General features: G+C 58.2%; 20 protein-coding genes. 7 read left to right on the top strand and 13 right to left on the bottom strand.

The window, feature by feature from the left end:
• Positions 1–58: 58 nt before the first annotated feature.
• Together mnmD and OLX72_RS08165 are read left to right on the top strand one after the other, a co-directional pair.
• The gene (mnmD, locus tag OLX72_RS08160) at positions 59–733 is read left to right on the top strand and encodes a tRNA (5-methylaminomethyl-2-thiouridine)(34)-methyltransferase MnmD (RefSeq protein WP_162798138.1); all 675 of its coding nucleotides are present in this window, start codon (positions 59–61) and stop codon (positions 731–733) included.
• Complete coding sequence (locus OLX72_RS08165) at positions 730–1,608, top strand: DMT family transporter (RefSeq protein ID WP_433990249.1); 879 nt, start codon at positions 730–732, stop codon at positions 1,606–1,608. Before mnmD ends, OLX72_RS08165 begins: the two co-directional genes overlap by 4 nt.
• Here the strand turns inward: OLX72_RS08165 and OLX72_RS08170 are convergent.
• The gene (locus OLX72_RS08170; RefSeq protein ID WP_433990250.1) at positions 1,564–3,534 is read right to left on the bottom strand and encodes a lytic transglycosylase domain-containing protein; all 1,971 of its coding nucleotides are present in this window, start codon (positions 3,532–3,534) and stop codon (positions 1,564–1,566) included. The two genes, OLX72_RS08165 and OLX72_RS08170, sit on opposite strands and share 45 nt — an antisense overlap.
• Before the next feature lie 139 nt (positions 3,535–3,673).
• On the opposite strand from OLX72_RS08170, the gene dapA reads away from it, so the two are divergent.
• On the top strand, positions 3,674–4,549 hold the full coding sequence (dapA, locus tag OLX72_RS08175) for a 4-hydroxy-tetrahydrodipicolinate synthase (protein ID WP_433990251.1): 876 nt from the start codon (positions 3,674–3,676) through the stop codon (positions 4,547–4,549).
• Between the two features lie 40 nt (positions 4,550–4,589).
• On the opposite strand, the gene OLX72_RS08180 is transcribed toward dapA, so the two are convergent.
• The 9 genes from OLX72_RS08180 to OLX72_RS08220 all read right to left on the bottom strand — a co-directional run bounded on the left by OLX72_RS08180 (position 4,590) and on the right by OLX72_RS08220 (position 16,301).
• Complete coding sequence (locus OLX72_RS08180; RefSeq protein WP_114871651.1) at positions 4,590–5,462, bottom strand: dimethyl sulfoxide reductase anchor subunit family protein; 873 nt, start codon at positions 5,460–5,462, stop codon at positions 4,590–4,592.
• Between the two features lies 1 nt (position 5,463).
• Positions 5,464–6,210, bottom strand: a complete 747-nt coding sequence (locus OLX72_RS08185) for a 4Fe-4S dicluster domain-containing protein (protein ID WP_114871650.1) — start codon at positions 6,208–6,210, stop codon at positions 5,464–5,466.
• The gene (locus tag OLX72_RS08190; protein WP_114871649.1) at positions 6,207–9,020 is read right to left on the bottom strand and encodes a molybdopterin oxidoreductase family protein; all 2,814 of its coding nucleotides are present in this window, start codon (positions 9,018–9,020) and stop codon (positions 6,207–6,209) included. The genes OLX72_RS08185 and OLX72_RS08190 overlap by 4 nt, the downstream gene beginning before the upstream one ends.
• Before the next feature lie 118 nt (positions 9,021–9,138).
• Positions 9,139–10,161: a phosphate acetyltransferase gene (pta, locus tag OLX72_RS08195; protein WP_433990252.1), complete on the bottom strand. Its 1,023-nt coding sequence runs from the start codon at positions 10,159–10,161 to the stop codon at positions 9,139–9,141.
• Between the two features lie 48 nt (positions 10,162–10,209).
• Positions 10,210–11,988 (bottom strand): sulfoacetaldehyde acetyltransferase, encoded by a 1,779-nt coding sequence (xsc, locus tag OLX72_RS08200; RefSeq protein WP_433990253.1) that lies wholly within the window; start codon positions 11,986–11,988, stop codon positions 10,210–10,212.
• Positions 11,989–12,107: 119 nt separating this feature from the next.
• Positions 12,108–13,568 (bottom strand): PLP-dependent aminotransferase family protein, encoded by a 1,461-nt coding sequence (locus OLX72_RS08205; RefSeq protein ID WP_114871647.1) that lies wholly within the window; start codon positions 13,566–13,568, stop codon positions 12,108–12,110.
• Between the two features lie 252 nt (positions 13,569–13,820).
• Positions 13,821–14,411, bottom strand: coding sequence for a CIA30 family protein (locus OLX72_RS08210; protein WP_114871646.1), 591 nt, complete (start codon positions 14,409–14,411; stop codon positions 13,821–13,823).
• An 81-nt stretch (positions 14,412–14,492) separates the two neighbouring features.
• Positions 14,493–15,884, bottom strand: a complete 1,392-nt coding sequence (locus OLX72_RS08215) for an aspartate aminotransferase family protein (protein WP_114871645.1) — start codon at positions 15,882–15,884, stop codon at positions 14,493–14,495.
• A 78-nt stretch (positions 15,885–15,962) separates the two neighbouring features.
• Complete coding sequence (locus OLX72_RS08220) at positions 15,963–16,301, bottom strand: hypothetical protein (RefSeq protein WP_162798137.1); 339 nt, start codon at positions 16,299–16,301, stop codon at positions 15,963–15,965.
• On the opposite strand from OLX72_RS08220, the gene OLX72_RS08225 reads away from it, so the two are divergent.
• The 3 genes from OLX72_RS08225 to OLX72_RS08235 all read left to right on the top strand — a co-directional run bounded on the left by OLX72_RS08225 (position 16,300) and on the right by OLX72_RS08235 (position 19,471).
• Positions 16,300–17,289: a taurine ABC transporter substrate-binding protein gene (locus OLX72_RS08225; RefSeq protein ID WP_217621161.1), complete on the top strand. Its 990-nt coding sequence runs from the start codon at positions 16,300–16,302 to the stop codon at positions 17,287–17,289. The two genes, OLX72_RS08220 and OLX72_RS08225, sit on opposite strands and share 2 nt — an antisense overlap.
• Before the next feature lie 110 nt (positions 17,290–17,399).
• Positions 17,400–18,206 carry a taurine ABC transporter ATP-binding protein gene (locus OLX72_RS08230; protein WP_114871642.1) on the top strand — a complete coding sequence of 269 codons (807 nt, stop codon included), beginning with the start codon at positions 17,400–17,402 and terminating at the stop codon, positions 18,204–18,206.
• Complete coding sequence (locus OLX72_RS08235) at positions 18,203–19,471, top strand: ABC transporter permease (protein WP_114871641.1); 1,269 nt, start codon at positions 18,203–18,205, stop codon at positions 19,469–19,471. Before OLX72_RS08230 ends, OLX72_RS08235 begins: the two co-directional genes overlap by 4 nt.
• Before the next feature lie 226 nt (positions 19,472–19,697).
• On the opposite strand, the gene OLX72_RS08240 is transcribed toward OLX72_RS08235, so the two are convergent.
• The 3 genes from OLX72_RS08240 to OLX72_RS08250 form a co-directional block, all read right to left on the bottom strand.
• Positions 19,698–19,946 (bottom strand): VOC family protein, encoded by a 249-nt coding sequence (locus tag OLX72_RS08240; RefSeq protein WP_254684651.1) that lies wholly within the window; start codon positions 19,944–19,946, stop codon positions 19,698–19,700.
• Between the two features lie 90 nt (positions 19,947–20,036).
• Entirely contained in the window at positions 20,037–20,750 is a 714-nt protein-coding gene (locus tag OLX72_RS08245; RefSeq protein ID WP_114871640.1) for a response regulator transcription factor, read from the bottom strand.
• Complete coding sequence (locus OLX72_RS08250) at positions 20,747–22,654, bottom strand: PAS-domain containing protein (protein ID WP_433990254.1); 1,908 nt, start codon at positions 22,652–22,654, stop codon at positions 20,747–20,749. Before OLX72_RS08250 ends, OLX72_RS08245 begins: the two co-directional genes overlap by 4 nt.
• Positions 22,655–22,902: 248 nt before the next feature.
• Here OLX72_RS08250 and OLX72_RS08255 point away from each other — a divergent pair, with 248 nt between their 5' ends.
• Positions 22,903–24,876, top strand: coding sequence for an AMP-binding protein (locus OLX72_RS08255; RefSeq protein ID WP_433990255.1), 1,974 nt, complete (start codon positions 22,903–22,905; stop codon positions 24,874–24,876).
• Positions 24,877–24,900: the final 24 nt, after the last annotated feature.

The raw sequence follows: 24,900 nt of genomic DNA on the forward strand, positions 1-24,900 counted from the left end.
CAATTTACCTGCCTCACTTCATTGTCCCGCGCTCGGGCAGACTTTAATGGACCCAGCCATGCAGAACCAGCATCCAGATATAGAATGGCGCAATGAAGATGTGCCAGTGTCGACGCGCTTTGACGATCCGTATTATTCGCTGGAAAACGGGCTGGATGAAACGCGCCATGTTTTTCTGCATGGCAATGATCTGCCGGACAGGTTCAGGGACGGGTTTCATATCGCGGAACTTGGCTTTGGCACCGGTCTGAATTTTCTGGCCACGTTGCAAAGCTGGCGGGCGTCCGGCAGGGCCGGAACCTTGCGGTATTCCAGCTTTGAGGCGTTTCCGATGCGCAGGGATGACATCGCGCAGGCGCTAAAGCCGTTCGCGGAGCTGGCTGGCATCGCGCAGGACCTTGTTGCCCGCTGGACGGAGATCGGCGGGCGGTTTGAATTTGCGGGTGGTGTCGAGTTGGATCTGATCGTGGGGGATGCGCGCGAAACGTTGCCCCGTTGGGCCGGCAAGGCCGATGCGTGGTATCTGGACGGGTTTTCACCCGCCAAGAACCCCGAATTGTGGGGGCCTGACCTGATGCGGCAGGTGGCCCTGCACACCGAAAAGGGCGGTAGCATCGCCACCTATACCGCTGCGGGGTTTGTGCGTCGCGGATTGCAAGAGGCGGGGTTTTCTGTCACCCGCGTGCCAGGGTATGGCCGCAAGCGCCATATGACAAAGGCCATGCTGCAATGACACAATCCAACAACATCCCTTTGGGGATCGGGCTGATGGTGCTGACCACGTTCGTATTTTCGGTACAGGACGGCATTTCGCGCCATCTGGCGGGGGAATACAACGTGCTAATGATCGTCATGATCCGGTACTGGTTTTTCGCCGCCTTCGTGATTTCGATTGCGGCGCGCAAGGCCGGTGGCGTTGGTGCGGCGGCGCGGACGACACAGCCGGTTCTGCAAATCGTGCGCGGCGTTCTGCTGTCGACGGAAATCTGTGTGATGGTGGCCAGTTTCACAATTCTGGGTCTGGTCGAAAGCCATGCGGTTTTCACCTGCTATCCGCTGCTGGTGGCGGCCCTGTCCGGCCCTATTCTGGGCGAAAAGGTCGGGTGGCGGCGGTGGTCGGCGATCGGGGTCGGGTTTGTCGGCGTTCTGATCATCCTGCAGCCCGGGATCGGGGTTTTCGATCCGGCGGTGATCATTCCGCTGATCGCGGCGACCATGTTTGCCGTCTATGGGCTGCTGACGCGCTATGCCGCGCGTCGTGACACCACCGCGACCAGCTTTTTCTGGACAGGTGTAACGGGGGCTGTGGCGATGACGGCGCTGGGCCTTTGGGCGTGGGAGCCGATGACGCAGCCGGATTGGGGCTGGATGGCGGCGCTTTGCCTGACGGGCGTGACCGGCCATTGGTTGCTGATCAAGTGCTACGAGGTGGCCGAGGCCAGCGCCGTGCAGCCTTTTGCCTATCTGCAACTGGTTTTCGCATCGGTTCTGGGTATCGCGGTGTTTGGCGAAACCGTTGAACAGAATGTGGCGATCGGGGCGGGGATTATCGTGGCGGCGGGGCTATTCACTTTTTGGCGCGAACGCGCGCAACGTCGAACCGGTTAGTTCTTCGCTAAAGGGAACGGGCAGCGGATCAAGCCCTAGTCGCGCACGGTAGATCGGCAGGCTTTCCGTGACACGCATCACGTAGTTCTGGGTTTCGCGAAACGGGATGTGTTCGATCCAGTCGATTACGTCAAAACCCGGATCAGCATTGCTGCGCGGATCACCGTATTGCTGCATCCACCGGATCGGGCGGCTGGCGCCGGCATTGTAGGCTGCGGACATCATCACGACATTTCCGTCAAATTGCCCCGCCAGCGTCGACAGGAAGGCCGCCCCAAGCTCGGCGTTGTATTTCCAGTCGACAAGCAGGCGGTCGGTGCTGTGTTCGGCGCCACGGCCCAACTGGCCTGCAACCTCGCGTGCGGTTGCGGGCATGATCTGCATCAGGCCCCGCGCGCCAACGCCGCTGACCACACCGGGATCAAATTCGCTTTCGCGCCGGGCAATGGCCAACACCATTTCCGGCGCCATCGGCAGATCCATCTGGCGCATTGGATGCAGGGCGTAATAGGCGGCTGGCAAAACGGTTCCCTGCGTCGCAACCCGCTTGCCGATCATGACGGCCAGATGCGGTTGGGCCAGTTCCATCGCCATGTCGCCCAGTTGCCCGGCTTCGGTCCGTGACAGGGATTCCGACAGATGTGTCAGGAACCGTTCGGCCAGATTAACCTCGCCTGATGCCAGCAACAACAGCCCGGCTTCGAACACGCTGGATTTTGAAAAGCTGGCACTACGCCAGGCGCCGAATTCTTCCTGACCCGCCAGACTGATATCAAATGGTGTATCTGCTGCTTCGGCGGCCAGAAGCCCGTAAAATGATGTCTGGTATTGCGCCCCGTCTTCAAATGCCCTTAGCGCGCCCGCCGCATCGCCCAACGCCTGATAGGCACGTCCGGTCCAGTATCCGGCGCGGCCCTTTGAGATGGGCGAAGCCACGGCGGCATCAAAGCGTTTGAAATGATAAAGCGCGGTTTTCGGATCGTTCAGCTTGCGCAGGGCGATGTATCCGGCCAGCCATTCCAGATCGGCATAATCCGACCCTTCGGTCAGATGGTTTTGCGCCGCGATTGCATAGGCACGTTTTGCATTGCCCTCGCGCATCTGGTCTCGCGCCATGGTGCGACGGCGCGGTGCCCAGGCATCCGGGCGGCCCAGTGTCTCTGCGCTGGTGCTTTGTTCCAGCATCAGGTCGATCGCCGTGTCCAGCCTTTTGCGCGCCCGCCAGTCGAACCGATCAAATGCCAGCCCCGGGTTTGACTGCAAACTGGCAGGCACCTTGTCGATCAGGGCGTTGACCCCGTCCGCGCCGTCACGCAGTGCAATCCGGGCCTGGGCCAGAACCTGCCAGCCTTGCGGCACAAGGGCCTTCATCCGGTTGGCATCTGACGTCCAGCCGCGCCAAAGCATATAATCCAGCCGCGCAATATGGTGATCTTTGAGCAGGGTTTCGTGTGCGCCGAGAAAAAGCGCATGTTCGCCCGCGCCCATACGCATCGTGCGCCAGGCATTGATCACTTCCTTGCGGGCTTTTTCGGATTGTCCGACAGAGTCCAGCGCGCGGGCGTATGACAGCACGCCGCCGGCTGTTTGCGGGGGAACCTTGGCGAAAAAATTCAAAACGTCCTGATGGGATTGCTGGATAACCACCGGTTCGGATTTGCGGCGCAACCATTCCAGCCCGGGCCAGTTGGGCCGCCGTTCCAGAAACGCGATCACCTCTTCATAGCTGCCGCGCCCTTCGCGAAGGCGGTGCCATTCGATCACGTCCAGCGCTACGGCACCGTCCCGTTCGGCCAAAAGGCCGGCGTTTCCCCAATTGCCGCCACGCATTGCATCCATCGCCTGCCCCAATGGTCGCGGGGATTGCGCAATGGCGGGAAAAGCCAAGCCAAGGACGAGGAGTATAGCGATCAGATTTCGTGTCATGTCTTGCATTTCGGGCCATGTCAGGGATAGACGCTGAAACAATATCGTGCATGCGGTCTGGTTCAACCGGGAAACCTAGAGCATGTGTCAGCTTTTACCACCGGGTTGTTTGCCCCGCCAGATACAAGGAACGCACATAATGTTCAAAGGCTCTATGCCCGCGCTTGTCACTCCGTTTCGCAACGGAGCTTTGGATCTGGATACTTTGGCCAAGCTGATCGAATGGCACATTGGTGAAGGCACTGACGGGTTCGTGCCTGTGGGAACGACAGGCGAAAGCCCGACACTGACCCACAAGGAACACGAAAAAGTCGTGGAAGAGGTTGTGCGGCTGGTTGCAGGGCGCAAACCGGTGATCGCCGGTGCCGGATCCAACAACACGCTGGAAGGCATCCGTTTGATGCAGCACGCCCATTCCGTCGGCGCGGATGCCGCGCTTGTCGTGACGCCCTATTACAACAAACCCACGCAACGCGGGCTGATCGCGCATTTCACCGCGCTGCACGATTGTTGCGACCTGCCGATCATCATCTACAACATTCCCGGCCGGTCGATCATCGACATGACGCCAGACACTATGGGCGAACTGGCCAGATTGCCGCGTATCATCGGTGTGAAGGACGCAACCGGCGATGTTGCGCGTGTGTCCCAGCAGCGTGCGACCTGCGGCGCAGATTTTGTGCAATTGTCCGGAGAAGATGCAAGCGCGCTGGGGTTCAATGCGCATGGTGGTGTGGGCTGTATCTCTGTCACCGCCAATGTGGCTCCGGCCCTGTGCGCGCAGTTTCAGGCCGCGACACTGGCAGGGGACTACGCCAAGGCGCTGGAATTGCAGGACCGGCTGATGCCCCTGCACGAAGCGATTTTCGTTGAACCGGGTCTTGTCGGGGCCAAATACGGCTTGTCGCGTCTGGGCATGTGCAGCGAAGAAGTGCGCCTGCCCCTGACCGGATTGATGGACAGCACCAAGGCACAGATCGATGCCGCGATGCGCCACGCGGGCCTGATCGACTGATTGCACGGTCGCCCGATCCCGTCAGGGTCGAGCACGCCGCCTATCGTTTGCCGTAATAGAGGCCGACGACGTGTTCTGCCTCGGCAAAGAACAGCCAGCGAGAAGTTGCAACTCCGATCAGGTGGCTGAGCACCGCAAGGGCGGCGAACATGTGGTTGAAAGGCAGCGCCAACAATATGACCGGCACCACCACCATCAGCGCCAATGCGATCACCCGCAGTTTCTGTGCGTGTTTGCGGGCCACGACATAAACGAACTCGCGCAGCAGATAATTGGTGCCGGTGTGGGGCGGTTCAAAGGCGCGCACGGTGCCGATGTTGCCCAGACCCGTCGCGCTGGCCATGGTTGTGGCCGAACCGGTAAATGCCTTGTCCCCCATTATCCAATAGGCCAGTTGCACAAGGCCCGCGACAACCAGCAGGCCAAGGGCCCATGTGGTCTGATCCGCCAGCAACGCACCACCGGCCAGTGAAAAGCTCAGGAACATGACCGGTGTCAGCGGGATGTTCCAGCGTGGCACGGTTTTCAACTGTCCGTAGATCATCGAGGTTGTGTAGACCGTTGCAAGCGACAAAAGCGCGCCCAGCCATCCCAATGGCGCCCAGTGGGCCCCGAAAAAGACCGCGCCTGCGCCGTAAAGGCCCATGACCGTCAGCGCCATGACAGACATCCATGCCTCGCGGCTGAGCCAGCTTGTTTTCCACTGGGTAAACGCCTTGAGCGCGCGTTCGGGATGGCCAAGGTGAAAGGTTGACGCCAGCAAGCCGCCGACGGCCAGAACATAGGCAATGGCAAAAAAGGCAAAGGCGGTCCAGCCGGTGACAGGCGGATAGCCAAGACCCAGCCAGAACAACAGGCCAAAGCCAAGGCCGGACAAAGTGGTAAAGGCAATAACAGACGGGGCGGGATGCATGTCAGAGCTTCTCCAGCGTTTTATCAAGCCAGCCAAGGAAGCCTTTGGGCTCTTCGATCACGGGGTCCAGAAACGGGGCCAGAACATCGAACTGTTCATAGCTGTCCTTGGGGCGGGGGGGCAGGTATTTGTTGACCGGTTTGGTGCCCTGTTCGGGCATCAGATCCATACCGCCACGATCCGCCACCAGTTTGGATACTTCGCTGTCGGGATCGCCCAGATCGCCGAAATGGCGTGCGTTTGACGGGCAGGTGCGCACGCAGGCGGGCTGGCGGTCATCCTCGGGCAGGTTTTCGTTATAGATACGATCGACGCACAGGGTACATTTTTTCATCACCCCTGCTGCGGCGTCCATTTCGCGCGCGCCATAAGGGCAGGCCCATGCGCACAGGCCGCAGCCGATGCAATCGCTTTCGTTGACCAGCACGATGCCGTCTTCCACCCGTTTATAGCTGGCGCCGGTCGGGCACACCGTGACGCAGGGCGCGTCTTCGCAATGCAGGCAGGATTTGGGAAAGTGGATCAGTTGCGCGGGGCCGGTTGCGGGCTGCACCTCGTAGGAATGGACCCGGTTCAGGAACGTGCCGGACGGGTCCGCGCCGTAAGGATCTTGATCCGACAGCGGCGCGCCGTAGTTTTCGGTATTCCAGCCCTTGCAGGAAATCACGCAGGCATGGCAGCCCACGCAGGTGTCCAGATCAATGACAAGGCCAAGCTTTTTCTCGGTACGGGTTGGCAGTTCGGTCATTTACCCACCTTCCATTTCAGTTCTTTCGGGCCGGTGCCGACGGGGGATTGGATCGCGTCAAAGGCAGGTTCGCATTCGGTCTGGTCATCGACCTTTTCGATCTTCACCTTCAGGTCGAACCACGCCGCCTGACCGGTGATCGGGTCTGAATTGGCCCATCGTAAACCATCGCCCTTGGGCGGCAGCAATTCGTGGATCAGGTGGTTCAGCAGAAAGCCCTTGGTCGCTTCGGGGGCATCGGGCTCCAGTGCCCACGCGCCTTTGCGTTTGCCGATCGCGTTCCATGTCCACACGGTGTTTTCATTCAGCGCTGCCATATGCGCAACAGGTACGCGGATGGCACCGTGCGGTGAGGATACGCGCGCCCAGTCGCCATCCTTGAACCCGTGTTCCTGCATCAGTCTGGTTGGCAGATACAACGGGTTGCGCCCGTGCAGCTGGCGCAGCCATGCGTTTTGCGAGCCCCACGAATGATACATGGCCATCGGCCGTTGCGTCAGCGCGTTGACGGTAAAGCCTTCGTTGCCGGTCTGGTCGGTTTCATACCAGATCGGCAGCGGGTCCATGCGCGATTTGATCTGGTCGCGCAGATGGTCGGGGGGCTGGCGATCTCCGTGACCTTCGGCGGCCAGCTGGAACTTGCGCATCGGTTCCACGTAAAGCTGGAACAGATAGGGCTGGGGCGCGTCATAGAGGCCGATTTTCACGGCCCAGTCCTGATAGGCCATGTTCCATGGTTTATAGTAATCGGCACCTTCGGGAATGTGGCTGACGAAAAAGCCGCCGTTTTCGATGTATTTGTCCAGTTGATCTGGGTTCACATCACCGCGTCCGGTGTCAGAGCCATCGCCGCGGAAGCCGGCCAGCGGGCCGATGCCCGGTTTGCGTTCGTGATTGACGATGTAATCGGCGTAATCCGCGTATTTCTGGCTGCCATCTTCTGTCACGAACCCTGGCAAGCCCAGACGTGCGCCCAGATCGCACAGCGCGGATTGAAAGCCGCGCACATCGCGGTCGGGTTCGATTACGGGCCAGCGGATGGCATCGGCGGCGGCGTCAGCCTCGCAGATCGGGCGGTCCAGCAGGCTGATGCAGTCGTGGCGTTCCAGATAGGTGGCATCGGGCAGGATCAGATCGGAATAGGCCACCATTTCGGAGCTGTAGGCATCCGAATAGATGATGCGCGGGATCACATAATCGCCGTTTTCATCCGTGTCAGTCAGCATGTCGATCACGCCGCGCGTGTTCATCGAGGAATTCCACGACATGTTTGCCATGTACATGAACAACGTATCGATCTTGTAGGGATCACCGGCATAGGCGTTGCTGATCACCATGTGCATCAGTCCGTGCGCCGACATCGGGTTTTCCCAGGTAAATGCCTTGTCGATGCGCGCCGGTGTGCCGTCGTCTTTCAGGGCCAGATCGTCCGGCCCCTGCACAAAGCCTAGATGCGGGCCGTCAAGCGGCGCGCCGGGTGTGACCTTGCAATGCGGTTTTGGGTGGATCGTGGCCGGTTTGGGGTAGGGCGGTTTAAAGCGGAAGCCGCCCGGCACCTCGACCGTGCCCAGCAGGATCTGCAACACATGCAGCGCGCGGCAGGTCTGAAACCCGTTGGCATGGGCGCTGACACCGCGCATCGAATGGAAGGATACAGGCCGCCCTGTCATGCTGGCGTGTTTTTCGCCGCGGAAATCTGTCCATTCCTGCTTGATCTCGAACGCTTCGTCAAAGGCGACGCGGGCCAGTTCGGCAGCGATGGTTTTGATCTTGGCGGCGGGGATGCCGCAGCGGTCTGCCACCGCCTCGGGGGCGTATTCGTCTGCCAGATAACGATCTGCCATCATGTGGAACACGGGCACATGGGTGATGCCGGCGCTGCGATGCGTACCGGACAGATCGGGGCGTACGCCGGGTTTGTCAAAGGCGGTCAGTTTGCCCGTGACGCGGTCGACAACCAGCGGTTTGCCATCGTCGTCTTTCAGGAACAGACCGTATTCCGGCGACTTGGGGTCTGAATCAACCAGAACCGGCGCGTTGGTATAGCGCGCCAGATAATCCAGATCGATCTTGCCCGCCTTCATCAGTTCATGCACCAGCGCCAGAATGAACAATCCGTCTGTGCCCGGTGTGATGCCGACCCATTCATCCGCCACGGCATTATATCCGGTGCGGATCGGATTGACGCCGATTATCTTGGCACCGCGCGCCTTGATCTTGCCGATGCCCATCTTGATCGGGTTGCTGTCATGGTCTTCGGCAACGCCGAACAGCATGAACAGTTTCGTGTGGTCCCAGTCGGGCTGGCCGAATTCCCAGAACGCCCCGCCCATCGTGTATATACCTGCCGCCGCCATGTTGACGCTGCAAAATCCGCCATGGGCCGCATAGTTGGGCGTGCCGAAATTCTGTGCCCAGAAACTGGTGAAGGATTGCGATTGATCACGACCGGTGAAGAACGCCAGCTTTTCGGGATTGGTGTCACGGATCGGTTTGAGCCAACTGACTGCCAGATCCAGCGCCTCGTCCCAACTGATCTCCTCGAACTCGCCCGATCCGCGCGGGCCAACCCGCTTCAGGGGCGCGCGCAGGCGGGACGGCGCGTTGACCTGCATGATGCCCGCGCTGCCCTTGGCGCACAACACGCCCTTGTTTACCGGGTGATCGCGGTTGCCTTCGATATAGGCCACCTTGCCGTCTTTCAGATGCACATTGATCCCGCAGCGACAGGCGCACATATAGCAGGTGGTTTTGCGCACCTCGTCCGAAACATGCGGCGACGTGTCGAGGGTTGGCTGGCGATGCGGCATCTCTACTCCTTGGCGTTCGGTACACGCTAGTGCGAGACCCCGAATAGCACGACAATTTTCTGTTCACACCCGATCAATCGGAATTCTGTTTTTCAAAACGCGAAATGCGCGGGATGGTCTAGGGTTCTTTCCGGTCAGCTTTGGCAGACTGGGCCTGCACCACGGTTACGGCGATCATGTTGAACACGTCCTGTGCAGAACATCCGCGCGACAAATCATTGGCGGGTTTGGTCAGTCCCTGAAGAATCGGGCCGATGGCGGTTGCGCCGCCGATCCGCTGTGCGATTTTGTAGCCGATGTTTCCGGCATCAAGGTCTGGAAAGATCATGACGTTGGCGTTCCCCGCGATGGCGGAGTCCGGCGCTTTGGTTGCCGCAACAGAAGGCACAAACGCAGCGTCAAACTGCATCTCACCGTCAATCAGCAGGTTGGGGGCTTGTTCCCGCGCAAGTTCCGTTGCTTTTGCCACTTTATCGACATGGGCATGATGCGCGCTGCCCTTGGTCGAAAAAGACAGCATCGCAACCCGCGCGGGCTGTGCCATCATGGCGGTGTAGGATTTCGCTGCTGCCACGGCGATCGAGGCAAGTTCAGATGCGGACGGATCAATCACCAGACCGCAATCGGAAAACACCAATGCATCGATACCGCTGAAATGGTTGTCGGGTAAAACCATCAGGAAAAAGCTGGAAACCAGTGCCGCGTCCGGCGTCTTGCCTATCATCGTGATCGCGGCGCGGACGGTATCGGATGTTGTGCAGACCGCACCGCCAATGGTGCCGTCGGCCAGACCGACCCGCACCATCAGCGCCGCAAAAATCAATGGATCGCGCGCCTGTTCGCGCGCCACGTCTTCGCTGACACCTTTGTGTTTGCGCAGTTCGAAATAGAGGTTGGCCAGATCCGCACCATGCGCGGATGTTGCCGGATCTTCTATCGTAATGCCTGACAAACCGTCGCCGTCTGCATCAGATAATTGTCGGGCCACTATGTCGTGCGGACCGACCAGAACGACCGATGCAAACCCGGCCTTGACCGCCTGAACGGCACCGGCCACGACCCTTGGATCGTGGCCTTCGCTCAGCACAATCCGCGCTGGGCTTGCCGCTGCGCGTTTGTGTATGTCGCGCAGCGGTTTCAAGGTCGTACCGTTGGCAGGCAACGTAATGTCAGGCCGGTTGGCACCGGTTCATGCGCCTGTCTGCGGGTGCATATCGGCGGCAGAGACGCCTGCAACGGCGACCGGTTTCTTCATGGCATCACGGCGGAACGGTTCACCCAGTTCCTGATTGATCATCGCTTCGATCAGGGTGGTCACGCCGTTTTCCATCTGGTCCTTGATCGCCTGGTTCAGCGCATCGGTCAGTTCGTCCATCGTGCGGGCCACGACACCTTTCAGACCGCAGGCATTGGCGATACCGGCATAAGACACGCCTGTGTCCAGTTCGGTGCCGACAAAGTTGTCTTCGTACCACAGGGTCGAGTTGCGCTTTTCCGCGCCCCACTGGTAGTTGCGGAACACGATCTGCGTCATCGCGGGCCATTCTTCGCGCCCGATCGCTGTCAGTTCGTTGACAGCAATGCCGAATGCACCATCGCCCGAAAAACCGACGACAGGCACATCGGGGCATCCGATCTTGGCACCTGCCACAGCCGGAAGGCCGTAACCGCAAGGCCCGAACAGGCCGGGTGCCAGATATTTGCGGCCTTCTTCAAACGAAGGATAGGCGTTGCCGATGGCGCAGTTGTTGCCGATATCGGACGAAATGATCGCGTTCTTGGGCAAAGCCGCCTGAATCGCACGCCACGCCATACGCGGGCTCATCCAGTCGGGTTTTGCGCCACGGGCGCGTTCGTTCCATGTGGTGCCGGGATCGTCTTCTTCGTGGTCCATGCTGGACAGTTGTTGCGCCCATGTGGATTTTGTTGTCGCGATCAGGTTCTTGCGTTCTGCACGGCCATCATCGCCAGCGTTTTCAGGCAGTTTCGCCAGAATGGACTGAGCCACTTTCTTGGCGTCGCCAATAATGCCCACGGTCACTTTCTTGGTCAGACCGATCCGGTCGGGGTTGATATCAACCTGAATGATCTTGGCGTCCTTGGGCCAGTAATCGATGCCGTAACCCGGCAATGTCGAAAACGGGTTCAGGCGTGTACCAAGGCACAGAACAACATCGGCCTTGTTGATCAACTCCATGCCGGCCTTTGATCCGTTATAGCCCAGCGGACCGGCAAAAAGCGGGTGCGAACCGGGAAACGCATCATTGTGCTGGTAACCAACGCAAACCGGCGCATCCAGACGTTCGGCCAAAGCGATCGTATCCTTGATCGCACCTGCGAGGACAACGCCCGCGCCATTCAGAATAACCGGAAACTTGGCATTTCCGATCAGATCGGCCGCTTGCGCAATCGCGGCTTCACCGCCCGCGGGACGTTCGAATTCGACGATTTCGGGAATTTCGATATCAATGACCTGAGTCCAGAAATCGCGCGGCACGTTGATTTGCGCGGGGGCGCTGGCGCGTTTGGCCTGCAGGATCACACGGTTCAGGGTTTCGGCGATACGGGTCGGATCGCGCACTTCTTCCTGATAGGCGACCATGTCTTCGAACAGCTTCATCTGTTCGACTTCCTGAAATCCGCCCTGACCGATTGTCTTGTTCGCGGCTTGCGGTGTGACCAGCAGCAGCGGCGTGTGGTTCCAGTAGGCGGTTTTCACGGCGGTCACGAAATTGGTGATGCCGGGGCCGTTCTGGGCGATCATCATCGACATCTTGCCGGTGGCGCGGGTGTAGCCATCGGCCATCATTCCGGCGCTGCCTTCATGGGCGCAATCCCAGAAGGTGATGCCGGCAACCGGGAACAGATCGCTGATCGGCATCATGGCCGACCCGATGATTCCAAAGGCATGTTCTATCCCGTGCCGCTGAAGTGTTTTGATAAAGGCTTCTTCGGTCGTCATTTTCATGGCTGTGATCCTTCGGAAAAATGGGTGATCGCGCATATGCGGTTAAGCTTGCAAAGGTTTTAGGGCGTTTGGCCAAAGCGAGTTAGGGCCAGATAGGCCCCCGCGATAAGGCCAGTGTATCAAAAGTTGTCAATCGCGGTCTTAATCCGTGCAATCCCGTCCGGTATTCTGGATGCCGGAATTGAAGAGTAGGCCAGACGATAATAATGTTTGGGGCGTCCTGTGCCGCTGAAAAAGGCGCGTCCGGGTTCGATCATCACGCCGTCGCCTAATAGCCTTTTCGCAAGTATATCGGTATCGACGTGGCTCGGTGCCTGCATCCAGAAAGACGACCCCCCGAACGCACCCTGACCGGCGATGCGCAATCCTGTTTCGGCGATGGCGGTTTCCATCACGCTGCGCCGTTCATGGAACGCCCGCCCCATGCGCCGGATCAGGGCATCGTAGTGCCCAAGGGACAGGAAATAGGCAGCCGTACGCTGGATATGGCCGGGCGGATGGCGCAATACGCTGGCGCGCAGGGCGCGGGCCTCGCGGATAAAGGGTTCGGACCCGACAAGGTAGCCAAGCCGCAGGCCCGGAAACAGCGATTTGGAAAAGCTGCCGACATAAATAACGCGCCCGTCCGGATCCAGTGATTTCAGCGCGGGCGAGGGCGGTTTGAGAAAGGACATTTCAAATTCGTAATCGTCCTCGACGATCAGCGCCTCCATCTGGCGGGCCCGTTCCAGCAACGCGCGCCGCCGGTCCAGAGGCATCGTTGCCGTGGTCGGGCATTGGTGGCTGGGCGTTGTGAATATCACATCGGTGCCGGGGGGGATGGCATCGGGGGGCAAGCCATCCTTGTCGACGCGGATCGGCGATAAATGGCAGCGCGACTGGGTCAGGATATCGCGCAGGGCGTGATAACAGGGGTCTTCGATGGCTGCGGTGCGGCGCTGCGTCAGCAGGATTTGTGCGGTGAGCCACAATGCGTTCTGTGCGCCCAGCGTGATCAGAACCTGTTCCGGGCGGGCGTTGATGCCACGGCGCGGCAGGGTGTGGCGCACAATGAATTCGATCAGTTGCGGATCGTCCTGATCGTAATAATCCGTGGTCAGCGGTGTGAAGTCTTTTTGTCCCATTGCCTGCAGGGCGCAGTGCCGCCAGTTCGCGTGATCAAACAGCGCAGGATCGGCCTGTCCGTAGATGAAAGGAAACCGGTAGCGCGCCCAGTCCTGCGGTTTGCTGGGGGTATCGCCGCCGGTGTACCGCCGCCCGATCGCGCGGGCCCAATCGACGGCATCCTGTTGCGGAGCAGAGGGTGCGAAATCGGGGGGGATGGGTGCATTGGGGGATACAAAATATCCTGAACGACCCTGTGATGTCAGATAATCGTTCGCCAGCAGTTCGGTATAAGCCAGCGTGACGGTGATGCGGCTGACGCCCAGATGGTTGGCCATCTTGCGGGTAGAAGGCAGTTTTTCGCCCTTGGTAAATCGCCCGGATAATATGCCCTGCGCAATCATCTGCTGTATCTGCGCCTGCAAGGTGCCTTGCATGTCAGGTTTCAGAAAAAAGGTTTCAACAGGAAGCGACATTTGTCGAGTGTACTTTGGACTTAGGGCCAGTTCAATCTGGACTTATCAGGAAATGAAACCGCAGGGAATTCTGGTGAAAAAGCCACGTAAGCGTCGGGAATCACTAGGGAAAATTCGGATATGAAGCTGCATTATTGAGACAATTGGTATCAAAAATGTTCGGCTTGTAAGTGGAGAATCATGTCATTTCGGGTGAAAACGTGCGTTGGCAGATCCGCGCACGTCAGCGCAAGCCATGGCCGGTTGCCGCTGTTATTGCGCGGCATAGGTTCCGATCGACTGAACGGACACATCGGCCAGATGGTCCCGACCGTAGGCCACGATACCAAGCGATCGGATGGCCTCGGGTTTGACCTGATCCGGCAATATCGATCCGGACGCTTTGAACCGGTCCAGCGGAATATCGACAATCTGCCAGTTGGCCGACGTGTCAAACGGGGCCTGATAATATTGCCATGGAAGGCGTGTTGATGTCGTTCGCAGATGAACGAAATACTGTTGTCCGTTGCCGCGCACCCGCAAGCGGATGCCAATTGCAGTCGGGGGCAGGCCATCGGGCAAAGCCGTGCGGACCTGGATGAAGCCACCGCGGTTTTCCGTGCTGACTGTTCCGGTGAGTTGAAGGACAGTGGAACCGTTGCGGTTCTGTAAACCTGCCTGCCCCTCGGACACGCCGCCCATCACGGTATCGGCAAGATAGGTCCAGGAATAATCCTGTACCGGCTTTTGATCGTCCGCCATCAGATCGCCCGCCCAAAGATGCCCCGCAACCAACGCAACCGGTAGTGCAAGCCATGATCGACGCGACACAAGCCGTGTGGTTTGGATGTTCAAACTGGTCATGAAATGCGAAATGGCCCCGAACCGGTAAATTTCAAATACCGTTCGGGGCCAATTTTGTACGTGCCGGAAAACCGGCCGGATTTAGCCGAAAACGCGACCCAATGCGCCATCAATGGCGGTTGTAATCTCGTCGATGTCATCCGGCGTGGCGATCAGCGCGGGCGACAGGCACAACGTATTGTTGTAGCCGGGTACCGACCGGTTGGTCATACCAATGATGACGCCCTGCGCCATACAGTCGGCTACGACGGCGGCCACCTGTTTTTCCGGCATCGGTGCGCGTGTTTCGCGATCGGCGACAAGTTCGGCACCGCAGAACAGGCCTTTGCCACGCACCTGACCAATGGCAACGTGTTTGTCTGCCAGCGCATTCAGGTTGTCGATCAGACGGGCACCCATCGCTGTGGTGTTTTCCAGCAGGTTTTCGTCTTCAATGATCCGCAGGTTTTCAATGGCCGCAGCCGGGCCGGCGGTGCACCCGCCAAAAGTAGAAATATCGCGGAAATAGTTCATCGGATCGTCCGCGTTGTCCTTGAACTTGTCAAAGACGCCTTCGGTTGTCACCAGACAGGCAATCGCGGCGTAGCCCGAAGCGACGCCTTTGGCCATTGTCACCATATCGGGTTTGATGCCGAAATGCTGATAGCCGAACCACGTGCCTGTGCGCCCGACACCGCACACGACTTCGTCGATATGCAGCAGCACTTCGTATTTTTCGCAGATTTCCTGGACCCGCTCCCAATAGCCTTTCGGCGGCGTGATCACACCACCGCCCGCGGTAACGGGTTCAAGGCAAAGCGATCCGACAGTTTCCGGACCTTCGCGCAGGATGGTCGCTTCGATCTGGTCGGCGGCCCACTGGCCGTAGTTTTCCAGATCGGCCCCGTCCTGTTCAAAACCGCGATATTCAAGGCAATGCGGGACACGTACAAATCCGGGCGTAAAGGGGCCGTATTGCGCGTTGCGTTCATCCTGACCACCGGCAGACAGCGCGCCGATTGTGGTGCCGTGATAATCGCGATCACGGTACAGGATCTTGTATTTCTTGCCGCCATATTTTGCATGCGACAGTTGCCGCACCATCTTGAAGGCTTTCTCGTTCGCCTCGGAACCGGAGTTCGTATAGTAGACGCGGCTCATTCCCGGCATTTTTTCGATCAGCTTTTCGGCAAAGATCGCGCCAGGGATCGACCCGGCCGAGCCGGCGAAATAGTTCAGCTTGATCAGCTGATCGCGCACGGCGTTGGCGATGGATTCGCGGCCATAGCCGACATTCACGGTCCAGACCCCGCCGGAAACAGCATCCAGATGCTCTTTGCCCTTCTGATCCCAGACGCGCATGCCTTTGCCTTCCACGATGATCCGCGGATCCGTAGATTCGAAGGGTTTATGCTGAATCAGGTGGTGCCAGACATGCGCCTTGTCGGCTTGCACCACATGACTGATATCATTGTCTTTAAACGTGCCGTCCATGATGTGACCTTTCTGTGAAGAAGGAATGCCAAACGTTATCTGGCAGTAATATGCCCGTAATTTGATCAAAAATCACCACTAAATTGCGACTCTGGATAGGGCCAGTTGCGACATCCCTGTAGGGCCAAAAGCGTTCACGTTCCCAACAAAAACTGGCGCAATTGCGCGGCAAATACATGATTTCATGTTAAAAAGACCAATTTCGGGTTTCCGATACCGGAATACGCATTCTTCAAACTCGCGCGGATCGTGTGAAAAAATGTTGATCGGCGGTGCCTTTTGCGTTGGGATCACCGGCAAGCACAGGTTTTCACCTGATGCGGTGCTGTAATCGCACAAGAGGCGGACAACCGCCCCCAATGACAAACAAAGCCGCTTGAAGGCGGCGATCAAACCGGGAGAATCTTCTATGAACATGAAATCGAAACTGATGGGTGCCGTTGCTGGTGTTGCCATGCTGACAGTCGCGAATGCCGCTTTGGCGGACATCACCGTTGGTTACTTTCTTGAATGGCCGATGCCGTTTCAGTACGCGAAAGTGAACGGAACATATGACGAAGCTTTGGGCACAACCGTGAACTGGGTCAGCTTTGACACCGGCACAGCGATGAGCGCCGCGATGGCATCGGGCGACGTGCAGATCAGCGTCAGCCAGGGTGTACCACCCTTTGTTGTGGCAGCATCCGCCGGTCAGGATATCCAGATTGTCGATGTTGCGGTGTCCTATGCCGACAATGACAACTGCGTCGTCGCCAGCGGGCTTGAGATTGACCAAGGCAGCGCGTCCGAACTGGCCGGCAAGAAAGTGGCCGTGCCACTGGGCACAGCCGCGCATTACGGCTTTCTGAAACAGATGAGCCACTTTGGCGTCGACGTTGGCAGTATGGATGTTGTTGATATGGCCCCTGCCGAAGGTGCTGCGGCACTTGCACAGGGATCTTTGGATATGGCCTGTGGCTGGGGTGGCGCGCTGCGTCGCATGAAAGAGCACGGCAACGTATTGCTGACCGGTGCCGAGAAAGAAGAGCTGGGCATTCTGGTGTTTGACGTTACCAGCGCGCCGGCAAGCTTTGTCGCCGAAGAAGGCGACATGCTGGCGAAGTTCCTGAAAGTGACGGCAGACGCCAACGCAATGTGGAATGCCGGATCGAACCGGGATGAAATGCTGGCCGTGATCGCCAAAGACGCCGGTATGGATGTCGATGCCACGGCTTCGACAATGGATACGTTTGTGTTCCCGTCCGTTGACGACCAGTTGTCCGGCAAGTGGCTGGGCGGTGGTAGCCAGGAATTCATGAAAGGCGTCGCCGACGTGTTCGTGGAAGCAGGCAGCATCGATGCCGCGATGGACAGCTATGAAGGCACGGTCAACACCGGGCCGTTGCAAGCCGCGCAAGGCATGTAAGCCAGTTCGGATCGGGGGCACGGCACAGGCCGTGCCCCCGTTTTCGTATCATCTGAATACCGGTGTGCAGATCATGCACACGTCCGACTGCATTCCTTGAGGGAGAGCCCATGTCCGGATTATCAATCGAAAAAATTTCCATGCGATTTGACCTGCCCAATGGCGGGTCCGTTCAGGCGTTGAAAGATGTCAGTCTGCACCTCAAAGAGGGTGAACTGATGTCGGTGCTGGGGCCATCGGGCTGCGGTAAAACCACGTTGTTGAATATCCTTGCGGGGTTTCTGGCCCCGACCGAGGGCAAGATCGTGATGAACGGGCACGAGGTCCACGGGCCGGATGCCGAACGCGGCATGGTGTTTCAGCAGGGTGCTTTGTTTGAATGGATGTCGGTGCGCGAAAATGTCGGGTTTGGCCCGTCGATGAAGGGCATGCCCAAACACGACAAGGCCGAGATCGTCAATCACTTGCTGGATGTCGTCGGCTTGCAGGAATTCAAGGAAAAGGCGGTTTACGAATTGTCAGGCGGGATGCAGCAGCGCGTGGCACTGGCCCGCTGTCTGGCAAATGATCCCGATGTCATTCTGATGGACGAACCGTTGGGCGCGCTGGACGCGCTGACGCGTGAAAAGATGCAATCGCTGGTTCTGAAACTGTGGAAGGAAACCGGCAAGACGATCATTCTGATCACCCATTCCGTGGAAGAGGCATTGTTGCTGGGTGAACGTTTGTTGGTGATGGCCCCGCGCCCCGGACGTATTCACAAGGAATACCGGCTGCCCTTTGCGGAACTGGGTGTTGGTGCTGATCTTCGCGAGGTGAAGAAGCATACGGATTACGCCAAAACACGTGAAGAAATTCTGGGTATGATCTGGGATATGGAAGAAGAAATTATGGGCCGTACGGAGGAAACAGCATGATCCCTCTGCTCATATATACCGCCATTTTCGCTGTTTCTTTTTACATCGTGACGCGGGTGGCGCATCAGGCCGCCAAGAATGATTACACATCCCTGAAGACCGTGACATTCGGTGATGAAAGCGCCGTAACGCCCAACCGGATTGCCGGTGTGATTTCCATCATCACGATTTTTGTTATGTGGGGTATGTTTACCGGATCGGCGTTACTGCCGTCGTTCATGCATGCACCCGGCCCGTATCAGGGCACGACCAGTTTTGTGTACACCGCCGAAACCGCGGACGGGCAACGCGACGATGCAACGGTGACGGTGCTTGTTCATGGCCGCGACGAAAATCCAGACGCGCCCGAAGTGTCCGGTTCTGACGGGTTTGCGAAAGACGATTCGGCAACTGTGGCGGCGTGGCGCAGTGTTCTTGTGTCGGTCGACAAAAACGATGACGTCAAGAAAAGCGATGGCGCGCAGATTGTTGCCATTAACGGTACGCCGGTATCGCCGGGGCAGTCTGTCGAGATTGAAGGCGGTGTCGTCAGTCTTTCGGACAAGGGCACGCCCAATTTCGAGCCGACAAAAGGCTGGCAGATGGAACCACTTTACCTGCCATCACCAGAGGCGGTCTGGGAGCGGATGATCAAGATATCCAGCGAAGGTTTCCGCAACACGTCATTGCTGGGCCACCTGGGCTGGTCGCTGTTTCGCGTTGTCGTCGGGTTTTTGCTGGGCGCACTGGTGGGTATTCCGCTGGGCTATGCAATGGGGCTAAGCAACTGGTTCCGCGGCTGGTTTGATCCGATTGTCGAATTCATGCGTCCCGTTCCGCCACTGGCATTGATCCCGCTGGTGATCATCTGGGCGGGTATCGGGGAAGCCGGAAAAATCATCCTGCTGTTTCTTGCGGCGCTCTGGATCATGGCGATTGCGGCCAGATCGGGCGTGTCGGGCGTGAAGATCAGCAAGGTGCACGCGGCCTATTCGCTGGGGGCCAGCAAATGGCAGATCATGCGCTATGTCATCATCCCTAACAGCCTGCCGGAAATCTTTACTGGCGCGCGGGTTGCGATGGGCGTGTGTTGGGGCACCGTTGTGGCGGCTGAACTGGTGGCGGCGGAAAAAGGCGCGGGCATGATGATCATGGTCGCATCCAAGTTCCAGAACACCGATATCGTGATCATGGGGATTATCCTGATCGGGATCATCGGCTTTGGAATCGACATGCTGATGCGCTGGGCCGAACGGATTCTGGTGCCGTGGAAGGGCAAAGGCTGACGCCTGAAGTCTTGCCAGCGTCCTAAGTCAAAAGAACAACCGCCGCCGGACAGGATCTGGCGGCGGTTTCCGTTCGTACTGTCAGGCGGCAGCGCCGGTGCGGTTAGACGTGCTGGTCTACCAGAATCGGGATGCCGTCCGGATCAATCACCACAAAACTTGCGGGGCCTGTGCCGGTCTCGTCGGCTTCGCTTTCAAAGCTTAGACCGCTTTTGCTTAATGCTTTCTAAATGTCCCGAACATCGGTGAAATCCTTCAGCGTGTTCGCATCCTGATCCCAACCGGGATTGAAGGTAAGCGTGGTTTTTTCGATCATGCCCTGAAACAGACCGATGATGCAGACACCGTTTTTCAGGATGGCCCACCCCTGATCGGGATCTCCGCCAAAGGCTTGAAACCCAAGCTTTTCATAAAACGCCATGCTCGCGTTGACGTCTTTGACATTCAGGCTGATTGAAAACGCGCCAAGTTCCATCTGTTGAGTCTCCTGTTGCTGGCTTTTCCCATGCTACTTCATTTGTGCAGTTGGGGCACACAGGTGATCACCAAACGGCCAGGAAACGCATTAATCCCACTGCACGTCACCCAGAAAGATATAGCCGGCGCCGTATATGGTTTTGATCAGCCGCGGATTCTTGGGGTCTTCCCGCAATTTGGTGCGCAGGCGCGAAATACGCACATCCATCGCCCTGTCAAAGCTTTCACCGGCGGCGCCCCCCAGGGTTTCCTGCATCAGATCGCGTGAAATCAGCCGTTTTGGCCGTTCCAGAAACAGGCGCAGAACTTCGCCTTCAGCGTGGGAAAACGGGGTTTCCTGCCCTTCACTGTCCTTAAGCAGGTATTGGTCGAAATGTGCGGTCCAGCCATTGAAACGGGCGGAATGGCCTGCCGGTGTTGCGGCTTGCCCGCCGCGAATGCGTGCCCTGATGCGGGCAACCACTTCGGCGGGATCGAAGGGTTTGGTAATATAGTCATCAGCGCCAAGTTCCAGCCCGGTGATCCGGTCCTGTACCTGCGTTCGCCCCGAAATGATGATGACAGCCGCGCCCTGTTCCAGCGCCAGCCGATGCACAAGGGCCAGCCCGTCGGTATCGGGCAGCGAAAGATCGACAAGGCACACATCGGGGCGTTGCGTTTTCAGCGCGGCTTCAAACTCGCGCGCGCGGCCAAAACAAAGGGTGCGGAACCCCGCTTCATTCAGGGCGTCCGACAGAACGTTTCGCACGTCGGGTTCGTCATCCAGTATGGTCACAAGCGGTGCGGCGGGATCACTGGTCATTCTGCGGCTTTCGGGGCAATAAGCGCCGCAAGCGACGCGGTATCAAAAGGTTTGCGCAAGACAGCGGCGATCGACAGGGCCTGTTGATGCAGGGCGTGATCGGGCGGCAGCGATGTCATCAAAACGCAGGGTACACCGGTACCGCGCATTCGGTTTACAACATCTATGCCGGTTCCCGCACCTTCGATCAGAATGTCGGACAACACCATGGAAATGTCTGGCAGGTCGGCCGCAAGGGCAATCGCCTCATCCGCGGATGTGGCCTCGATCACGGAATGGCCAAGATCGATCAGCATATCGCGGACGTTGGCGCGGATGTCATCGCTGTCCTCGACCAGCAGAACCAGACCGCCAACAGCATCGGGCGCAATGCGGTAGGGCAGGCGCAATGTTACAATCGCGCCACTGCCGGTGTTGCCAAACCGCAAATCCCCGCCGGCCAGTTTGGTCATGTCATAGACCATCGACATGCCCAGACCTGATCCTTCGCTGCCTTTGGTGGTAAAGAACGGATCAAGCGCCTGTTTCAGGGCATCGTCAGAAAAGCCGGGGCCGGTGTCTTCGATCTGGAATTCGATCCAGGTGTTGTCCAGATTGCGGGCTGTCAGGCTGATGCCGCCCTGCGCCCCGCAGGCATCGCGCGCATTCAGGATAACATTCAACAGGCTGTCCTGCACCATGCCGACGTCCAGCAGTATATTCGGCGCGCCAGGGTCCAGCCGGTTTTGGATGTTCAGTGACACGCCTCGCGGTAAGGCGGGGCTGGCCAGAATGTTCAGATCGTTCAGCAGTTCGGCCACATTGCAGGCGACGGGGCGCAGGGTGCGGTGGCCTGTCATATCCCCGATCCGGCCCAGCAGCGATCCGCCGCGCCGCGCAGCCGCCAGTGTCGCGTCAACCAGATCGGCGGCGCCTTCAGGCAGCGGCATGCGCTTCAGCTTGCTTTGCATGCCCAAAATAATGGTCAGCAGGTTGGAAAAGTCATGCGCTAGGCCGCTTGTCATCTGGGCGGCCAGTTCGCGTTTTCGGGTATGTTGAAGGGCGACGCGGGCCTGGGTTTCTTCGGTCACGTCCATCGAAAGAATATAGACGCCGCCCTTTTCGTCGGGGGTAAACGCGGCCCTGATCCTGCGTGAACTGGGTTTGTCGGTGAATTCGAACACGGATGATGTGCCGCAATAGGCCTTATCAAGATAGGGTTTGATCCGCCCGAACGCAGACCCGCCCAACGCATCGCTGATGTGCAGCCCAAGAATACTGGAAGGTCGCCCCGGAATGACCGAACTGAGCCGCCGGTTGGAATAGGTATAAATGCCGTCCGAACCGACATGCGCGATATGAGCCGGCATCATTTCCGTGGTCAGACGTGTGCGGGCTTCGATTTCTGTCAGCTGGTGTTTGGCTTCTTCCAGCGCGTTTACGGTCGCTTCCAGTTTACGGTTTGTGGCAGACAGAGCTTCGGAATGGGCCAGAAGCTGTTCGGACAATTCCTCGGATCGGGCCCGCAACAGAACTTCGTGTTCCTTGGTGCGGGTGATGTCGGTATAGACAGTGACCCAGCCGCCTTGCGGCAAGGGCGCGCCTTCCACGGAAATCGTTCTGCCATTGGCGCGGGTGCGTTCCATATAGTGCGGTTTGAAATCGCGTGCCCGTTCCACGCGGGTTTTCACAAAGTCAGAGATATCATCGACAGGCCCGTACTCTCCGGCTTCGACCAGATAGCGAATGACCGCTTCAAAGGAAACGCCAGGCTGCACCATCGCATCGGGCAGATTGAACATCTGCTGCATCGGGCGGTTTATCTTAACCAGACGCAGGTTGTGATCAAAGATCGACAGGGATTGCGCGATCAGGTTCAACCCTGCGGTCGTCAGAGCATTGATATTGGGTGTTTGCTGTTCCACGCGACCCTCCGTTGTGACTTGGCTAGCATCCGGTGGCACCAGATCAAAGCAGGCTTTTTCGGTCGGCCTGTCAATAACAGAAGGGGAATTGGTGTGGCCCCTGCCGTTGTTACAATTCGTAAGGATTGGGAAAACATTGCGAAAAAGTTGACGTGGAATGTCAAACGCGCATCTTGGACGCACGGGGAATCGTCCAAGGGCGAAAGAGGCTTTTGCCGCAATCGGTAAAAGTTCGGGAGGAGACAAATTTGGCTGATACGCTGAACGGCGCGGGCGGACACCAATCCATCCCGGCGCTTTTGCACAGAAATGCAATCCAGTACGCCGGGTCTGCCGCGTACCGCGAAAAAGATCTGGGCATCTGGCAAAGCTGGACATGGGCGCAGGCCGAAGCCGAAATTCAGGCACTGGCGCTGGGGTTGATCAATATGGGTGTGCGCGAAGGCGATTTTATAGCCGTGATCGGCCGCAATCGTCCCTATCTATACTGGTCGATGGTGGCAGCTCAGTCTGTCGGTGCCATACCAGTGCCCCTGTATCAGGATGCTGTGGCCGAAGAGATGGCCTATGTGATGGAACATTGCGGCGCGCGGTTTGCGATTGTCGCAGATCAGGAGCAGGTCGACAAAGTGATCGAGGTGCAGGAAAACCTGCATCAGTTCGAACACATGATCTATCTGGATCCGCGCGGTTTGCGCAAATACGACCATTCAAAACTGCATCAGTTCAGCCATGTGCAGGAACAGGGCCGGGCCGCTCTGGACGAGTTTCTGCCCGAACTGCAGCGGCGAGAAGCCACCCTGAATTACGACAGTCCCTGCGTGATGCTTTATACATCTGGCACCACCGGAAAGCCCAAAGGGGTATTGCTGTCCAATCGCAACGTGATCGAAACGGCGAAATCCAGTTCCGAATTCGACAATCTGCGTGAATCTGACGAAGTTCTGGCCTATTTGCCGATGGCATGGGTGGGCGATTTCATCTTTTCCATCGGGCAAGCCTATTGGACAGGGTTCTGTGTCAATTGCCCCGAAAGCGCGGACACGATGATGACGGACCTGCGTGAAATCGGGCCCAGCTATTATTTTGCGCCACCGCGTATTTTCGAAACGCAGCTGACCAACGTGATGATCCGGATGGAAGATGCCAGCCCGGTCAAGAAACGGATTTTCGATTACTTCATGGCGCATGCGCGCAAGGTCGGTCCTGATATTCTTGATGGTCATTCGGTGGGCGTATTTGACCGTTTGAAATACAAGCTGGGCGAATTTGTGGTCTACGGGCCATTGAAGAACGCGCTGGGCTTTTCTTCGGTACGTGTTGGATACACGGCAGGTGAAGCGATCGGGCCGGAAATTTTCGATTTCTACCGCTCGCTCGGCATCAATCTGAAACAGCTTTACGGCCAGACCGAGGCCACCGTGTTTATCACCGCGCAGCCCGACGGGCAGGTGCGCAGCGACACGGTCGGGGTGCCGTGCCCCGGCGTGGAATTGCGGATCGCCGAAAACGGTGAGGTGTTCTATCGCAGCCCCGGCGTATTTGTGGAATATTACAAGAACCCCGAAAGTACGGCAGACACCAAGGATCCCGAAGGCTGGGTGGCCACAGGGGATGCCGGATTTATCGAGGAAGACACCGGCCATCTGCGCATCATCGATCGCGCCAAGGACGTGGGCAAAATGGCCTCGGGTGCCCTGTTCGCGCCGAAATACGCGGAAAACAAGCTGAAGTTCTTTCCCAACATCCTTGAGGCTGTCGTGTTCGGCAACGGACGCGAGGAATGCACGGCCTTTATCAATATCGATCTGACCGCAGTGGGCAACTGGGCCGAACGCAACAATATCGCTTACGGATCCTATCAGGAACTGGCGGCGCATCCGCAGGTCATGGATACGGTGCAATCCCATGTGGAAGCCGTGAATGCATCATTGGCCGAAGACCCGATGCTGTCAGGCTGCCAGATTCACCGCTTTGTCATTCTGCACAAGGAACTGGATGCGGATGACGGCGAACTGACCCGCACGCGCAAGGTGCGCCGCCGGATCATTGAAGAGAAATTCGCGGATATCATCACAGCGCTTTACGATGGATCGCCCAAGGTCAGCACCACGACCGAAGTGACCTATGAAGACGGGCGCAAGGGATCGATTTCCGCAATGCTGGAAATTCGCGATGCCAAGGTTGTTCCGGTCACGCCACAGCAGGTGGCAGCGGAATGAGCGGGCAGGGCGCAGTAAGTATTT

Source organism: Sulfitobacter sp. TBRI5, assembly GCF_051013555.1.
GTDB lineage: Bacteria > Pseudomonadota > Alphaproteobacteria > Rhodobacterales > Rhodobacteraceae > JL08.

What these genes read in the sequence shown, in the direction of transcription:
- mnmD (WP_162798138.1), top strand. Translation starts at nt 59, where the DNA reads ATGCAGAACCAGCATCCAGATATAGAATGGCGCAATGAAGATGTGCCA.
- OLX72_RS08165 (WP_433990249.1), top strand. Translation starts at nt 730, where the DNA reads ATGACACAATCCAACAACATCCCTTTGGGGATCGGGCTGATGGTGCTG.
- OLX72_RS08170 (WP_433990250.1), bottom strand. Translation starts at nt 3,534, where the DNA reads ATGACACGAAATCTGATCGCTATACTCCTCGTCCTTGGCTTGGCTTTT.
- dapA (WP_433990251.1), top strand. Translation starts at nt 3,674, where the DNA reads ATGTTCAAAGGCTCTATGCCCGCGCTTGTCACTCCGTTTCGCAACGGA.
- OLX72_RS08180 (WP_114871651.1), bottom strand. Translation starts at nt 5,462, where the DNA reads ATGCATCCCGCCCCGTCTGTTATTGCCTTTACCACTTTGTCCGGCCTT.
- OLX72_RS08185 (WP_114871650.1), bottom strand. Translation starts at nt 6,210, where the DNA reads ATGACCGAACTGCCAACCCGTACCGAGAAAAAGCTTGGCCTTGTCATT.
- OLX72_RS08190 (WP_114871649.1), bottom strand. Translation starts at nt 9,020, where the DNA reads ATGCCGCATCGCCAGCCAACCCTCGACACGTCGCCGCATGTTTCGGAC.
- xsc (WP_433990253.1), bottom strand. Translation starts at nt 11,988, where the DNA reads ATGAAAATGACGACCGAAGAAGCCTTTATCAAAACACTTCAGCGGCAC.
- OLX72_RS08205 (WP_114871647.1), bottom strand. Translation starts at nt 13,568, where the DNA reads ATGTCGCTTCCTGTTGAAACCTTTTTTCTGAAACCTGACATGCAAGGC.
- OLX72_RS08210 (WP_114871646.1), bottom strand. Translation starts at nt 14,411, where the DNA reads ATGACCAGTTTGAACATCCAAACCACACGGCTTGTGTCGCGTCGATCA.
- OLX72_RS08215 (WP_114871645.1), bottom strand. Translation starts at nt 15,884, where the DNA reads ATGGACGGCACGTTTAAAGACAATGATATCAGTCATGTGGTGCAAGCC.
- OLX72_RS08225 (WP_217621161.1), top strand. Translation starts at nt 16,300, where the DNA reads ATGAAATCGAAACTGATGGGTGCCGTTGCTGGTGTTGCCATGCTGACA.
- OLX72_RS08220 (WP_162798137.1), bottom strand. Translation starts at nt 16,301, where the DNA reads ATGTTCATAGAAGATTCTCCCGGTTTGATCGCCGCCTTCAAGCGGCTT.
- OLX72_RS08230 (WP_114871642.1), top strand. Translation starts at nt 17,400, where the DNA reads ATGTCCGGATTATCAATCGAAAAAATTTCCATGCGATTTGACCTGCCC.
- OLX72_RS08235 (WP_114871641.1), top strand. Translation starts at nt 18,203, where the DNA reads ATGATCCCTCTGCTCATATATACCGCCATTTTCGCTGTTTCTTTTTAC.
- OLX72_RS08240 (WP_254684651.1), bottom strand. Translation starts at nt 19,946, where the DNA reads ATGGAACTTGGCGCGTTTTCAATCAGCCTGAATGTCAAAGACGTCAAC.
- OLX72_RS08245 (WP_114871640.1), bottom strand. Translation starts at nt 20,750, where the DNA reads ATGACCAGTGATCCCGCCGCACCGCTTGTGACCATACTGGATGACGAA.